Below are 16,088 nucleotides of genomic sequence, written 5' to 3' on the forward strand. Positions count from 1 at the left end.
TGCCGCCCATGTAGCCGCGCGCCTGGATCTAGCGTAGTAGCACCACGCTGGCCGGGATCCATCGAGGGCGCGCTTGCCCAATGCGCTCATGCAGATAACTCTTGTAGCCGTCCAGTTTGCAGGCGTATTGTTAGGCGTCACCGCTCGCGCGGCGATCCCCAATAAGGCGGGTATGAGACGCGCATGGCCGCCCTTCCCGCAGGCGTGCTGTCGCTCTATTGCTTACCTCATGCAGAGATCGCCAATGTCGCCGTTACAGCAAACGCTGCTAACCCGCCTCGCCAGTGCGGCCGCCTCCCGGACAATGATCGAGTTTCCGCGTCCGGAGCACGCATCGCCACAATTTTGCGACGATGCCGAGCTTGCGCGACTGATCGTGCAGTTGTCGGCGGGACTGCAACCGCTGGCGATGCCGGGTACCTACGTGATCATTGCCGCGCCACATGGTGGTTTGTTCGCGGCAGCCCTGCTTGCCTGTTTGCATGCCAACCTGGTGGCGGTGCCGTTTCCACTGGATGTTGCTCAGCCAAATGAGCGGGAACAGGCCAGGCTGGAGACGATCCACGCACAATTGATGGAGCATGGCAATGTAGCGGTTCTGCTTGACGATGTCGCCGATCGCAGTGCCTTCGCGCGCATGGCGCATGCTGCGGGCACCTTCCTAGCGACCTTCGCCGATCTAAAGCGCGAATCGACCAGCGCCTCCTTGTGCCCGGCGTCGCCTTCGGACGCCGCCTTGCTGTTGTTTACCTCTGGTTCCTCGGGTGAGTCCAAGGGCATCCTGCTTAGCCACCGCAACCTGCATCATCAGATCCAGGCTGGCATCCGGCAGTGGAGCTTGGACGAGCATAGCCATGTGGTGACCTGGCTTTCTCCCGCGCACAACTTCGGCCTGCATTTCGGCTTGCTGGCACCCTGGTTCAGTGGCGCGACGGTCAGTTTCATCCATCCGCACAGTTATATGAAACGACCCGGCTTCTGGCTGGAGACGGTTGCGGCTAGAGACGCCACGCACATGGCCGCGCCGAACTTCGCGTTCGACTACTGCTGCGACTGGGTGATGGTCGAGCAGCTTCCGCCGTCTGCGTTGTCTACGCTTACGCATATCGTGTGTGGCGGCGAGCCGGTGCGCGCCTCGACCATGCAGCGCTTCTTCGAGAAATTCGCCGGACTCGGTGCGCGTACGCAGACTTTCATGCCGCACTTCGGCTTGTCTGAAACCGGTGCGCTGAGTACCTTGGACGAGGCGCCCCAACAGCGCGTCTTGGAACTAGATGCCGACGCCTTGAACAAACGCAAGCGCGTGGCGGCAGGGGCGAGCCAGGCGCGTGTGACAGTGCTCAATTGCGGCGCCGTCGACCAAGATGTGGAGTTGCGTATCGTCTGTCCTGAAGGCGAGACGTTGTGCAGACCAGATGAGATCGGCGAAATATGGGTAAAGTCGCCTGCGATCGCCCGTGGCTACCTGTTTGCGAAGCCCGCCGATCAGCGACAGTTCAACTGCAGCATCCGTCATACCGACGATAGCGGTTACTTTCGTACCGGCGACCTGGGTTTCATTGCCGATGGCTGTCTGTATGTCACCGGACGGGTAAAGGAGGTGCTGATCATACGCGGTAAGAATCATTACCCCGCACATATCGAAGCCTCGATCGCCGCTACCGCATCGCCTGGCGCGCTGATGCCGGTGGTGATCAGCATCGAGCGGCAGGACGAGGAGCGCGTAGCTGCGGTGATCGCCGTCAATCACCCGTGGACGCCGGCAGCATGCGCCGCGCAGGCACTCAAGATCCGGCAACAGGTAGCCGACCAGCATGGAGTCGCCTTGGCGGAGCTAGCCTTTGCCGAACACCGGCACGTGTTCGGCACCTATCCGGGCAAACTGAAGCGGCGCCTAGTCAAGGAAGCCTATGTCAACGGCCAGCTGCCGTTGTTATGGCATGAGGGTAAGAACCGGGACGTACCAGCGGCCGCCGCGGACGATCGGCAGGCGCAACACGTGGCGGACCTGTGTCGGAAGGTCTTTTTGCCGGTGTTGGGTGTCGCGCCGCCGCATGCCCAATGGCCGCTGTGCGAACTGGCGCTGGATTCGCTCCAATGCGTGCGTCTTGCCGGTGCCATCGAAGAGTGCTACGGCGTGCCTTTCGAACCCACGTTGCTATTCAAGCTTGAGACGGTCGGGGCAATCGCCGAATATGTCCTGGCGCACGGACGTCAGGCGCCCACGCCGACGCGTGCGCCGGTGGCAAGCACAACATGCTCAGAGGAACCGATCGCCATTGTGGCGATGCACTGTGAGGTGCCCGGAGCGGGCGAGAACACTGAAGCATTGTGGTCGTTCCTACGGAGCGACGTCAACGCGATCCGGCCGATCGAATCAACGCGCCCGGACTTATGGGCAGCGATGAGCGCCTATCCCGGCCTCGCGGGCGAACAGCTGCCGCGCTATGCGGGTTTCCTCGACGACGTTGATGCTTTCGATGCTGCGTTTTTCGGCATCTCGCGTCGCGAGGCCGAATGCATGGACCCGCAGCAGCGCAAAGTGCTGGAGATGGTGTGGAAGCTGATCGAGCAAGCCGGTCACGATCCGCTGTCCTGGGGCGGCCAGCCGGTCGGCCTGTTCGTGGGGGCGCATACGTCCGACTATGGCGAGCTGCTGGCGAGCCAGCCGCAACTGATGGCCAAATGTGGCGCTTACATCGATTCGGGTTCGCATTTGACCATGATTCCGAACCGGGCTTCGCGCTGGTTCAATTTCACCGGCCCCAGCGAAGTAATCAACAGCGCTTGCTCCAGCTCGCTGGTGGCGCTGCATCGGGCGGTTCAATCGCTGCGCCAAGGCGAAAGCAGTGTCGCCCTGGTACTCGGCGTGAACCTTATCCTGGCTCCCAAGGTGCTGTTAGCCAGTGCAAGCGCGGGCATGCTTTCGCCCGATGGCCGCTGTAAGACGCTTGACGCCGCCGCCGATGGCTTCGTGCGTTCGGAAGGGATCGCAGGGGTGATATTGAAGCCACTGGCGCAGGCGCTGGCCGATGGTGACAGGGTCTACGGTCTAGTCCGCGGCGTGGCGGTCAACCATGGCGGCCGTTCCAATTCCTTGCGTGCTCCCAACGTCAACGCGCAGCGGCAACTGCTGATCCGGACTTACCAAGAAGCCGGTGTCGAGCCGGCCAGCGTCGGTTATGTTGAACTACACGGCACTGGTACCAGCCTGGGTGATCCGATCGAAATCCAGGCGCTGAAGGAAGCTTTCATTGCGTTGGGGGCACAGGCCGCCCCGTCAAACTGCGGCATCGGTTCGGTGAAGTCCGCGCTGGGCCATCTAGAAGCCGCAGCAGGCCTGACCGGCCTGATCAAGGTGCTGCTGATGCTCAAGCACGGCGAGCAGGCCGGCACGCGCCATTTCAGCACGCTCAATCCGCTGATCGATTTGCGAGGTACGTCATTCGAAGTGGTGGCGCAGCATCGCGCATGGCCGTCGCAGGTCGGCATTCACGGCACACTCTTGCCGCGTCGCGCGGGTATCAGCTCATTCGGCTTCGGCGGCGCCAATGCGCATGCGATCGTGGAAGAGCATGTCATTGCCACGTCCCCCTCGACGAGCTCCGCCGGCGGCCCGGTAGGCATCGTGTTGTCAGCCGGTAGTGAAGCTGTCTTGCGGCAACAAGTGCTGGCCTTGTCAGCCTGGCTAAGGCAGCAATCGCCGACACCCGCGCAAATGATCGATGTCGCCTACACCTTACAGGTAGGACGCGCAGCCCTGTCGCACAGGTTGGCTTTTAGCGCGACGGACGCCGAGCAGGCATTGGCGAGGCTTGAGGGTCGTCTGGCGGGCGTGATGGATGCCGAGGTCCATCACGGCGTCGTGGATGCTGCCGCAATGGCTCCCGAACATGGGCGGCAGACGCGCGAAGGTCTTGCCGATTTGCTGCGAGCCTGGACTCAGGGCGTGCGCGTCGATTGGTCGGCGCTGTACGGCATACAGCGACCGCAGCGCGTTAGCCTGCCTGTCTACCCCTTCGCTAGGGAGCGCTATTGGCTGCCCGACCAGGCTATGCATGCCGCTGCGGACGCTCATCCGATGCTGCAGCTGTTGCATGCCAATGCCAAACTACATCGCTACGCCTTGCTTAGGTCCGGCTACGCAAGCTTTCTTGTTGATCATTGCGTGGATGGTCGACAGGTACTACCGGCAGCCGTGCAACTGGAATTGGTGCGCGCCGCGGCGCAGCGGGCCATGCCGCAGGATGAGGGGTGTATCGAACTGGCGCAGGTCGCCTTTTTGCGTCCCCTCATGATGGAGGAGACTGAGCTGGAGGTCGAAATCGAACTGTCGAAGAGCGATCAAGATGAGTTCGATTTCCAACTTCACGATGCTCACCGCCGACAGGTCTTTAGCCAGGGGCACGTACGTCGCCGGGTCTATACGGCGACACCGCGCCTGGATTTAGCCCAGCTGCAAAAGCTTTGTGCCGAGCGCGTGTTGTCCGGCGAAGATTGTTATGCGCACTTCACCGCCTGCGGATTGCAGCTCGGCGACCGGCTCAAATCCGTGCAATCGATCGGCTGCGGACGCAGTGTCGAGGGCGAGCCGATCGCATTGGGTGTCCTGCGCCTGCCACCATCAAGCGCTAAAGACAGCCATGTGCTGCCTCTTAGCCTGCTTGATGGTGCTTTGCAGTGCAGCCTTGGCTTGCAGCGTGATGTCGAGCACATCGCCATGCCATACACGCTGGAGCGGATGACGGTGCATGCGCCGATTCCTCCCGAGGCCTGGGTGCTGCTGCGTCACGGCCATGCAGCCAGACAGTCCCTGGACATCGATCTCCTGGATTCCGAAGGTAGGGTCTGCGTCAGCCTCGGCAATTACACCGGCCGTGCACCGAAAGCCGTTTCCGTCGTCAGGGCGCTTGTCTTGGCACCGGTCTGGCAAGCGTTGACCGAAACGGCGCCGGCATGGCCCGATCCGGCCGAACGCATCGTTACGGTAGGAGACGATGCATGGCGTAGTCACTTCGGTTTCGACGAGCCGGCCTTGTCGCTGGAGGACAGCGTCGAAGCGATCGCGATGCGACTGGGCCAGACCGGCAAGTTCGATCATCTGGTCTGGATCGTGCCGATAGCCGAGAGTGAAACCGATATTGCAGCGCAAGGTTCAGCGGCGATCGCCGGTTTCCGGTTGGTCAAGGCGTTGCTTGCGTTGGGCTATGCCCATCGCCCGCTGGGTCTCACCGTGCTGACTCGCCAAGCCCTTACGCGGCAGCCGTCGCACGCGGCAGTGCACGGGCTGATCGGGACGCTGGCCAAGGAATACTGCAACTGGAAAATCCGTCTGCTCGACCTGCCGAGCGTACAAGCTTGGCCGCAATGGGAGCAATTGCGGTCGTTGCCTTGGCATGCGCAGGGCGAAGCCCTGATCGGCCGTGGGACTTGTTGGTATCGGCGGCAGTTGTGTGAAGTGCTGCCGCTGCCGTCGTTGGAACCGCCGCCGTACCGCGTAGGCGGTGTCTACGTCGTGATCGGCGGCGCTGGTGGCTTGGGTGAAGTATTGAGCGAACACTTGATCCGCACGTACGACGCGCAGTTGATCTGGATCGGGCGGCGCGTGCTGGACGAAGGCATTGCGCGCAAGCAGACCCGGCTTGCGTCGCTGGGCCGCGCACCGCATTACATCTCCGCGGACGCGAGTGACCCGGCTGCCCTGCACGCGGCACATGATGAGATCGTTGCGCTGCATGGCCAGCCCCATGGGCTCATCCTAAGCAACATCGTGCTGAAGGATGCCAGTCTGGCTCGTATGGAGGAAGCCGATTTCCGTGACGTGCTGGCCGCGAAACTCGATGTCAGCGTGTGTGCGGCACAGGTGTTCGGCGCGGCCCCCCTTGATTTCGTGCTGTTTTTTTCTTCCATCCAGAGCACTACCAAGGCGGCCGGGCAAGGTAACTACGCAGCCGGCTGCTGCTATGTCGACGCTTTCGGCGAGCTATGGGCACGCCGGGGTCTGAGGGTGAAGACCATCAACTGGGGCTACTGGGGCAAGGTAGGCGTCGTAGCGGGCGAGGACTATCGCCGGCGCATGGCGCAAAAACACATGGCTTCGATTGAGGGTGCCGAAGCGATGCAGGTGTTGTCGCAGTTGTTGTGTGCGCCGTTGCAACGGCTTGCCTACGTCAAGATCGACGATGCTAACGCAATGCGCGCTCTGGGCGTAGTAGAGGACGAGAGCGTGCAAATCCCTGTGCACGCACCGGCCGAGCCTCCCAGAGAGCAGCCTGATCCCGTGGTCGAGTTGTCGGTGAATCTGGATGCCCGGCGCGAACGGGAAACTTTGCTGGCGGCCTGGCTGCTTGAGTTGATCGAGCAACTCGGTGGTTTTCCGCCGGCAAGTTTCGACATCGCTACGCTTGCGCAACGCCTGCACATCGTACCCGCCTATCGAAGCTGGCTGGAACACAGCGTGCGGATGCTCGGCGTGTATGGTTACCTCAGAGCCACGGGGGAAAGCCGATTCGAGCTGGCCGACAAGCCGCCCGATGATGCCAGGGGTGCCTGGAACGCGCATGTGCACGAAGCCAGCGTCGAAGCCGGTGAAGAGGCACAGCTGCGTCTGCTCGATCGCTGCATGCGGGCGTTGCCGGCGGTCCTTCGAGGCGAACGCAAGGCCACCGAATTGCTGTTTCCGGAAGGTTCGATGGCGTGGGTCGAGGGTATCTACCAGAACAACCCGCTTGCCGATTACTTCAACGCACAGCTAGTCACGCGACTGATTGCCTACTTGAGACGACGACTAGAGTCGACGCCTGCGGCGCGCCTGAAGCTGTGCGAGATCGGCGCCGGCAGCGGTGGTACTACTGCAAGCGTGCTACAACAGTTGCAGGCATATGGTGAGCATATCGAGGAATATCTCTATACCGACCTGTCGCCTGTCTTCCTGCATCATGCGGAAAAACACTATCAGCCACGAGCGCCTTATTTGAGGACCGCCTATTTCGACGTAGAGCGCGCGCCGACGGCGCAGGCCCTGGAATCTGGCGGCTACGACGTGGTGATTGCCGCCAACGTACTGCATGCTACGCGCGATATCGCCAAGACCTTGCGCAATGCGAAGGCACTCCTCAAACCTGGCGGTCTGCTCTTGCTCAACGAAGTGATCGAGCGCAGCCTCGTCCTGCACCTGACTTTCGGCCTGCTGGAGAGCTGGTGGTTGCCCCAGGACAGGATCTTGCGCCTTGCCGGCTCGCCGTTGCTGGCTTGCGCCACCTGGCGCAGCCTGCTGGAGGCTGAGGGTTTTGCGGGGGTGAGCGTGCACAGGGCGCAATCCGATGCCGGGCAGGTCATCATCTGTGCCTACAGCGATGGGATAGTGCGGCAAGCCAGTACGATCGAGGTTGCACGGCATGAAAAGGTAACCGTTCCGTCGCAGCCGGCGGAAGCCGGGGAATCGCCGCTGGATCTGGTCAAAAAACTGCTTGGACGCATTCTGAAAATGGATCCGGTCACACTGGATACCAGCCACCCACTGGAGTACTACGGTGTCGATTCGATCGTAGCGATCGAACTGGCTATGGCACTGCGCGAGACATTCCCGGGTTTTGAAGTCAGCGAACTGTTTGAAACGCAATCCATCGATACCTTGCTGGGCTCTCTTGAGCAGGCTCCTCTCCTTGCTACCCTCACAGCTCCGCCGCAACAAGACATGCTGCAGCAGCTGAAACAACTGCTGGCGCGTACGCTGAAGCTGGACATTACGCAGATCGACACGAGCAAGACGCTGGAGAGCTATGGTGTCGACTCCATCGTCATCATCGAATTAGCCAACGCCTTGCGTGAGCGCTATCCGAGCTTGGACGCGTCACAGCTGATGGAAACCTTATCGATCGACCGGCTGGTTGCCCAATGGCAGGCAACGGAGCCCGCCGTACCGGCAGAGCCAACAGCGGAACCGCCGGTAGCCGACGAAGACGCCGCTGCCATCATCGGACTGGCCGGCCGCTTTCCAGGCGCGGACACGTTGGAGGAGTTCTGGAACAACCTGCGCAACGGCCAAAGCAGTATGGGAGAGGTGCCAGGCGAGCGCTGGGATCACCAGCACTACTTCGACAGTGAACGCCAGGCACCGGGCAAGACGTATAGCCGCTGGGGTGCGTTTCTGAGGGACATAGACGGCTTCGATGCAGCCTTCTTTGAATGGCCCGACAGCGTCGCGCTGGAATCGGATCCGCAAGCGCGGATATTTCTAGAGCAGGCCTATGCCGGGATCGAAGATGCCGGCTACACGCCTGGCTCGCTCAGCAAGAGCCAACGCGTAGGTGTATTCGTAGGTGTGATGAATGGGTACTACAGCGGCGGAGCGCGCTTCTGGCAAATCGCCAACCGCGTGTCGTACCAGTTCGATTTTCGCGGGCCAAGCCTGGCGGTGGATACTGCCTGTTCGGCTTCGCTCACCGCGATCCACCTGGCGCTGGAAAGCCTGCGCAGCGGCAGTTGCGAGGTCGCACTGGCCGGTGGCGTGAATCTGCTGGTCGATCCGCAGCAATATCTTAATTTGGCTGGCGCCGCGATGCTCTCCGCCGGCGCCAGCTGTCGGCCGTTCGGCGAGGCCGCGGACGGTTTCGTGGCCGGCGAAGCCTGCGGCGTGGTGCTGCTCAAGCCGCTCAAGCAAGCGAGGGCCGATGGCGATGTGATCCATGCCGTAATCAAGGGCAGCATGATCAATGCCGGTGGGCAAACCAGCGCGTTCTCCTCGCCTAACCCTGCCGCCCAGGCCGAAGTCGTGCGGCAGGCCTTGCAGCGCGCGGGCGTGGCGCCCGATTCGATCAGCTACATCGAGGCGCATGGCACCGGCACCGTACTAGGCGATGCAGTGGAGTTGGGTGCTTTGAATAAAGTGTTCGACAAGCACGCGGCACCCTGCCTGATCGGCTCGCTGAAGGCGAACATCGGCCATGCCGAAAGCGCCGCGGGCATCGCCGGCCTGGCCAAGCTGGTATTGCAGTTCAGGCATGGCGAGTTGGCGCCTAGTCTGAATGCGTTTCCCTTGAATCCCTATATTGAGTTCGGTCGCTTCCAGGTACAACAGCAGCCGGCACCGTGGCCGCGCCGTGGCGCCCAGCCGCGGCGCGCCGGGTTATCTGCCTTCGGTGCTGGCGGATCGAATGCGCACCTAGTGGTAGAGGAAGCTCCGGCTATGGCTCCCGGGGTCTCGATCAGCGCCAGCTCTCCAGCCTTGATCGTGCTTTCGGCGCGAACGCTGCCTGCCTTGCAACAGCGTGCTCGCGATCTGCTCGCCTGGATGCAAGCGCGGCAGGTGGATGACGTCATGCTGGCCGACGTTGCTTATACGCTGCACTTGGGCCGCGTCGCGATGGAGCAACGCCTGGCTTTTACCGCTGGCTCGGCTGCCGAGTTGAGCGAGAAATTACAGGCTTACCTGGGCCATGCGATTCGGGCCGACATCTATCTGAGCGAGGACACGCCCGGCAAACCGGCAGGCGCTCCGATCGTGGCCGAGGAAGATCTGCTCACGCTGATGGATGCCTGGATCGAAAAGGGCCAGTACGGTCGTTTGCTGGAGTACTGGACCAAGGGCCAACCGATCGACTGGAACGAACTCTATTGGCGCAAGCTGTATGCGGACGGACGGCCGCGGCGGATCAGCCTGCCCACTTATCCGTTCGAGCACCGGCGTTATTGGCAAACGCCGGTGCCGGGCGAGCGCGGCTTGCACGCCACCGCGCCAGCTACTCGGGAAACGGTTGCGGTTGGTGCCATGCCGGATCCGGCCGGCGCTACGGTGCAAGCCCGGTTGTGCGCCTTGTGCCAAGTGTTGTTGGGCAAACCGGTCACGGCCCAGATGGATTTCTTTGCCGTCGGCGGCCATTCGGTGCTGGCGATCCAATTGGTCTCGCGCATCCGCAAAAGCTTCGGGGTGGAGTATCCGGTCAGCGCTTTGTTCGAATCGGCGCTGTTGTCGGACATGGCGCGGCAGATCGAACAATTGCGGGTGAACGGAGTCGCCAAGCGCATGCCGGCGTTGTTGCCTGCCGGGCGCGCGGGCGCGATTCCTGCGACTTATGCACAGGAGCGCCTATGGCTCGTCCACGAACATATGAGCGAGCAACGCAGTAGTTACAACATCACCTTTGCCATGCACTTCAGAGGTGTCGACTTCCGTACTGAAGCGATGCGTGCCGCATTGAACGCGCTGGTGGCGCGGCACGAAGTGCTGCGCACACGCTTTCTTTCGCAGGACGGGCAGCTGCAACAGGTGATCGCTGCCTCGTTGACGCTGGAGGTGCCGGTACGCGAGGTGTCGGCCGAGGAGGTCGACCTGCTGCTGGCCGCGAGCACGCGGGAGACTTTCGATCTGCGGCAGGGGCCCTTGTTCAAGGCACGCATCCTGCGCGTGGCGGCCGATCACCATGTGGTGTTGAGCAGCATCCACCACATCATTTCCGACGGCTGGTCGTTGGGAGTGTTCAACCGTGACCTGCACCAGCTGTACGAGGCGTGTTTGCGCGGCACGACCCCCACACTGCCGACGCTGGCGGTGCAGTATGCCGACTACGCGCTGTGGCAACGGCAATGGGAGCTGGCGGCTCCGCTGTCGTACTGGACGCGGGCACTGGAAGGCTACGACGATGGCCTGGACCTGCCCTACGACCGGCCGCGCGGCGCCACGCGGGCGTGGCGGGCGGGGCTGGTCAAACACCGCTATCCGCCGCAACTGGCCCAGCAGTTGGCGGCCTACAGCCAACAGTACCAAGCGACGCTGTTCATGAGCCTGCTGGCGGGCCTGGCGCTGGTGCTGGGCCGTTACGCCGATCGCAAGGACGTGTGCATCGGCGCGACGGTCTCCGGCCGCGACCAGCTGGAGCTGGAAGAGCTGATCGGCTTTTTCATCAATATTCTGCCGCTGCGGGTGGACCTGTCGGGGGATCCGTGCCTGGAGGAGGTGCTGCTGCGCACGCGTCAAGTGGTACTGGATGGCTTCGCGCACCAGTCGGTGCCGTTCGAGCACGTGTTGCAGGCGCTGCGGCGTCAGCGCGACAGTAGCCAGATCCCGCTGGTGCCGGTGATGCTGCGACACCAGAACTTCCCGACGCAGGAGATTGGCGATTGGCCCGAGGGAGTGCGGCTGACGCAGATGGAGCTGGGGCTGGACCGTAGCACGCCGAGCGAGCTGGATTGGCAGTTCTACGGCGACGGCAGCTCGCTGGAGCTGACGCTGGAATACGCGCAGGACCTCTTCGACGAAGCGACGGTGCGGCGGATGATCGCACACCACCAGCAGGCGCTGGAGGCGATGGTGAGCCGGCCACGGCTGCGGGTGGGCAAGTGGGACATGCTGACGGCCGAAGAGCGCCGGCTGTTTGCCGCGCTAAATGCGACAGGTACGCCACGGGAGTGGCCCAGTCTGGCGGAGCAGTTCGAACGGCAGGCGCATGCGACGCCGCAGGCCATAGCATGCGTGAGCGATGGGCAGTCGTGGAGCTATGCGCAGTTGGAGGCGCGCGCCAACCAGCTGGCACAGGCGCTGCGTGGGCAGGGCGCGGGCCGGGACGTGCGGGTGGCGGTACAGAGTGCGCGCACGCCGGAACTGCTGATGGCCTTGCTGGCGATCTTTAAGGCCGGTGCGTGCTATGTGCCGATCGATCCGGCCTACCCGGCGGCCTACCGCGAGCAGATCCTGGCCGAGGTGCAGGTGTCGATCGTGCTGGAGCAAGACGAGCTGGCGCTGGACGAGCAAGGGCAGTTCCACAATCCGCGTTGGCGCGAGCAAGCCCCGACGCCGCTGGGGCTGAGGGAGCATCCGGGCGACCTGGCGTGCGTGATGGTGACCTCCGGCTCGACCGGCCGGCCCAAGGGCGTGATGGTGCCGTATGCGCAGCTGCACAACTGGCTGCATGCAGGCTGGCAGCGCTCTCCGTTCGAGGCCGGGGAGCGGGTGCTGCAGAAGACCTCGATCGCCTTTGCGGTGTCGGTAAAGGAGTTGCTAAGCGGGCTGCTGGCGGGGGTGGGACAGGTGATGCTGCCGGACGAGCAGGTGAAGGACAGCCTGGCGTTGGCGCGGGCGATCGAGCAATGGCAGGTGACGCGGCTGTACCTAGTGCCGTCGCACTTGCAGGCGCTGCTGGACGCGACGCAAGGACGCGACGGGCTACTGCACTCGCTGCGTCACGTGGTGACGGCGGGGGAAGCGTTGCCGTCTGCGGTGCGCGAAACGGTGCGGGCGCGTCTGCCACAGGTGCAGCTATGGAACAACTACGGCTGCACGGAACTGAATGACGCGACCTACCAGCGGTCGGATACGGTGGCGCCAGGAACGTTTGTGCCGATCGGCGCACCGATCGCCAACACCGAGGTATACGTGCTGGACCGGCGGCTGCGGCAGGTGCCGATCGGGGTGATGGGCGAGCTGCACGTACACAGCGTGGGGATGGCGCGCGGCTACTGGAACCGGCCGGGGCTGACGGCCTCGCGCTTCATCGCGCACCCGTATAGCGAGGAGCCGGGCACACGGCTGTACAAGACCGGTGACATGGTACGCCGGCTGGCGGACGGGACGCTGGAATACCTGGGCCGACAGGACTTCGAGGTCAAGGTGCGCGGCCACCGGGTGGATACGCGGCAGGTGGAGGCGGCCTTGCGGGCGCAGCCCGCGGTGGCCGAGGCGGTGGTGAGCGGTCACCGGGTGGACGGGGACATGCAGTTGGTGGCCTATGTGGTGGCGCGTGAAGGGCAGGCACCGAGCGTGAGCGAGTTGAAACAACAGCTGTCGGCGCAGTTGCCGACCTACATGCTGCCGACCGTGTACCAGTGGCTGGAGCAGTTGCCGCGGCTGTCCAACGGCAAGTTGGACCGGTTGGCGCTGCCGGCGCCGCAGGTGGTACACGCGCAGGAGTACGTCGCGCCACGCAACGAGGCCGAGCAACGGCTGGCGGCATTGTTTGCCGAGGTGCTGCGGGTGGAGCAGGTGGGCATCCACGACAACTTCTTCGCCTTGGGTGGGCACTCGCTGTCTGCATCGCAACTGATCTCGCGCATCCGCCAAAGTTTTCACGTCGATCTGCCGCTGAGCCGGATCTTCGAAGCCCCCACGATCGAGGGCCTGGTCAGGCAGCTAGTGTTGCCTAGTGAAGGCGGCGTGGCCAGCATCGCCAGGGTAGCGCGAAACCGGACGATTCCATTGTCGCTATTCCAGGAACGCCTGTGGTTCGTGCATCAACACATGCCTGAGCAACGCACCAGTTACAACGGCACGCTCGCCTTGCGATTGCGTGGTCCTTTGTCGGTGGAAGCGATGCGTGCAGCGCTGCGTGCGTTAGTGCTGCGCCACGAAATCTTGCGTACCCGCTTCGTGTTGCCGACCGGTGCTAGCGAGCCGGTGCAGGTCATCGACGAGCACAGCGATTTCCAGCTCTCAGTACAGGTAGTCGAGGATACTGAGATCGCGTCGCTGATGGATGAACTGGCAAGTCATATCTACGACTTAGCCAACGGCCCGCTGTTCATTGCATGCCTTTTGCAACTGGATGAGCAAGAACATGTGCTGCTAATCGGCATGCATCACCTTATCTACGACGCTTGGTCGCAATTCACCGTGATGAACCGCGATCTACGCGTGTTGTATCACCGCCACCTCGGACTTGCCGGCGGAGATCTGCCGGAATTACCGATCCAATATGCCGACTATGCGATCTGGCAACGCGCCCAGAACCTGGACGCGCAACTGGCCTATTGGCAGGCTATGTTGCACGACTACGACGACGGCCTGGAGCTGCCCTACGACTATCCGCGTCCGCGCAATCGCACCTGGCACGCAGCGGTCTACACACACACCTATCCGGCTGAACTGGTACAGCGCTTTGCCGGCTTCGTACAGGCGCATCAGTCGACCTTGTTCATCGGGCTGTTGGCCAGCTTCGCGGTCGTGTTGAACAAATACACCGGCCGGGACGACTTGTGCATCGGTACCACCACGGCAGGGCGCACGCACCTGGAGCTGGAGAACCTGATCGGTTTCTTCATCAACATCTTGCCTTTGCGCTTGCGCTTGGACGGCGATCCGGACGTTGCCGAAATCATGCGGCGAACACGGTTGGTGGCGATGAGCGCGTTTGAGAACCAGGCGCTACCGTTCGAGCACCTGCTCAACGCCCTGCACAAGCAACGTGACACCAGCCGGATTCCGCTAGTTCCGGTGGTGATGCGTCATCAGAACTTCCCGGACACGATCGGCGACTGGAGCGATGGCATCCGTACCGAAGTGATCCAGCGCGATCTGCGTGCCACCCCCAATGAAATGGACCTGCAGTTCTTCGGCGGCGGTACGGGGCTTTCGGTCACAGTGGAATACGCGGCGGAGCTGTTCTCAGAAGCGACTATTCGCCGCCTGATCCACCATCACCAACTCGTCTTGGAGCAGATGTTGGCGGCTCATGAAAGCGCCACGTGCCCCTTGGATGTTGCCGACTAGCAAAAGCCGGCCGCCGTCACCCGTTCATCGATAGCGAGGGCAATCATGGATTCAGCGTTACCTACATCTGCATTTACCTTCGATCTCTTTTACACCACGGTTAACGCCTACTATCGCACTGCCGCAGTCAAGGCGGCGATCGAACTGGGGCTATTCGATGTGGTGGGGCAGCAGGGCCGAACTCCCGCAGCCATCGCCGAGGCCTGCCAGGCGTCGCCGCGCGGCATTCGCATCCTTTGCTATTACCTAGTATCGATCGGTTTTCTACGCCGCAACGGTGGCCTGTTCTACATAGATCGCAACATGGCCATGTACCTGGATCGTAGTTCGCCCGGCTACCTGGGCGGCAGCATCAAGTTCCTGCTCTCGCCCTACATCATGAGCGCCTTCACCGATCTGACCGCCGTAGTCAGGACCGGCAAGATCAACCTGGCACAGGACGGCGTGGTGGCACCGGATCACCCGCAGTGGGTGGAATTTGCACGCGCGATGGCACCGATGATGGCGCTGCCCTCGGCGTTGATCGCCAATATGGTGTCGTTGCCCGCTGATCGGCCGATTCGTGTGCTGGACGTGGCAGCCGGCCACGGCCTGTTCGGCATCGCCTTCGCGCAGCGCTTCCGCCAGGCTGAAGTGAGCTTCCTGGACTGGGACAACGTGCTAGACGTAGCACGCGAAAACGCCCAGGCGGCCAAAGTGGCCGAGCGAGCGCGTTTCCTGCCCGGCAACGCATTCGACCTGGATTACGGCAGCGGCTACGACGTGATCTTGTTGACCAACTTCCTGCACCATTTCGATGAGGTCGATGGCGAGCGCATCTTGGCTAAGACGCGCGATGCGCTGAACGACGACGGCATGGTGATCACTTTCGAATTCATCGCCGACGAAGAGCGTTCCTCACCGCCGCTGGCCGCTACCTTCAGCATGATGATGCTGGGCACCACCCCGGCGGGCGAGTCCTACACCTATAGCGACCTGGAAAGGATGTTTCGGCATGCCGGCTTCGGCCACGTGGAACTAAAATCGATACCGCCGGCCTTGCTGAAAGTGGTGGTTTCCCGCAAGAGGGCCCCATAATGATCGAATCGGCGACATCCCCTGTGGCGAAAACCGAGCGCATCTGGTGCACCGAGCTGGACCTGGATGCCCTCAACGCCATGTCGGCCAACACGATGCAGGCCCTGCTCGGTATCCGCATGATCGAGATCGGCTCGGACTATCTGGTCTCCTGCATGTCGGTGGACTGGCGTTGCCACCAGCCCTATGGGGTATTGCATGGCGGCGCATCGGTCACCCTGGCCGAGGCTACCGGCAGCATGGCGGCCTCCATGTGCGTGCCGGCCGGCCAACGTTGCGTTGGCCTAGACATCAATGCCAACCACATCGCGAGCATCTCCAGTGGCCAAGTACAGTGCATCGCGCGGCCGCTGCACATAGGGGCCTTGACCCAGGTATGGCAGATGCGCATCTATGACGAAGGTGACCGCACGATCTGCGTGTCGCGTCTGACCATGGCGGTATTATCGGTGCACGTCGCGCGCGTATCCCCGAATCCAGCCAGCAGCGGAGTCCAGACGTGAACGAAACTGCAACTGTAACCAAGGCTACC

Annotated in this window: 3 protein-coding genes; all 3 read left to right on the forward strand. The window is 62.5% G+C overall.

The window, feature by feature from the left end; translation table 11 throughout:
- Window positions 1-304: 304 nt before the first annotated feature.
- The 3 genes from XaFJ1_RS07295 (at window position 305) to XaFJ1_RS07305 (ending at window position 16,059) form a co-directional block, all read left to right on the forward strand.
- Window positions 305-14,479: a non-ribosomal peptide synthetase gene (locus tag XaFJ1_RS07295; protein ID WP_203417802.1), complete on the forward strand. Its 14,175-nt coding sequence runs from the start codon at window positions 305-307 to the stop codon at window positions 14,477-14,479.
- A 45-nt stretch (window positions 14,480-14,524) separates the two neighbouring features.
- A complete protein-coding gene (locus XaFJ1_RS07300; RefSeq protein WP_012916036.1) occupies window positions 14,525-15,556 on the forward strand; it encodes a class I SAM-dependent methyltransferase in 1,032 nt (343 codons plus the stop codon).
- An 80-nt stretch (window positions 15,557-15,636) separates the two neighbouring features.
- The gene (locus XaFJ1_RS07305) at window positions 15,637-16,059 is read left to right on the forward strand and encodes a hotdog fold thioesterase (protein ID WP_238988324.1); all 423 of its coding nucleotides are present in this window, start codon (window positions 15,637-15,639) and stop codon (window positions 16,057-16,059) included.
- Window positions 16,060-16,088: the final 29 nt, after the last annotated feature.

The organism is Xanthomonas albilineans, from assembly GCF_009931595.1.
In the GTDB taxonomy this organism is placed as follows: Bacteria; Pseudomonadota; Gammaproteobacteria; order Xanthomonadales; family Xanthomonadaceae; genus Xanthomonas_A; species Xanthomonas_A albilineans.

What these genes read in the sequence shown, in the direction of transcription:
- XaFJ1_RS07295 (WP_203417802.1), top strand. Translation starts at nt 305, where the DNA reads ATGATCGAGTTTCCGCGTCCGGAGCACGCATCGCCACAATTTTGCGAC.
- XaFJ1_RS07300 (WP_012916036.1), top strand. Translation starts at nt 14,525, where the DNA reads ATGGATTCAGCGTTACCTACATCTGCATTTACCTTCGATCTCTTTTAC.
- XaFJ1_RS07305 (WP_238988324.1), top strand. Translation starts at nt 15,637, where the DNA reads ATGTCGGCCAACACGATGCAGGCCCTGCTCGGTATCCGCATGATCGAG.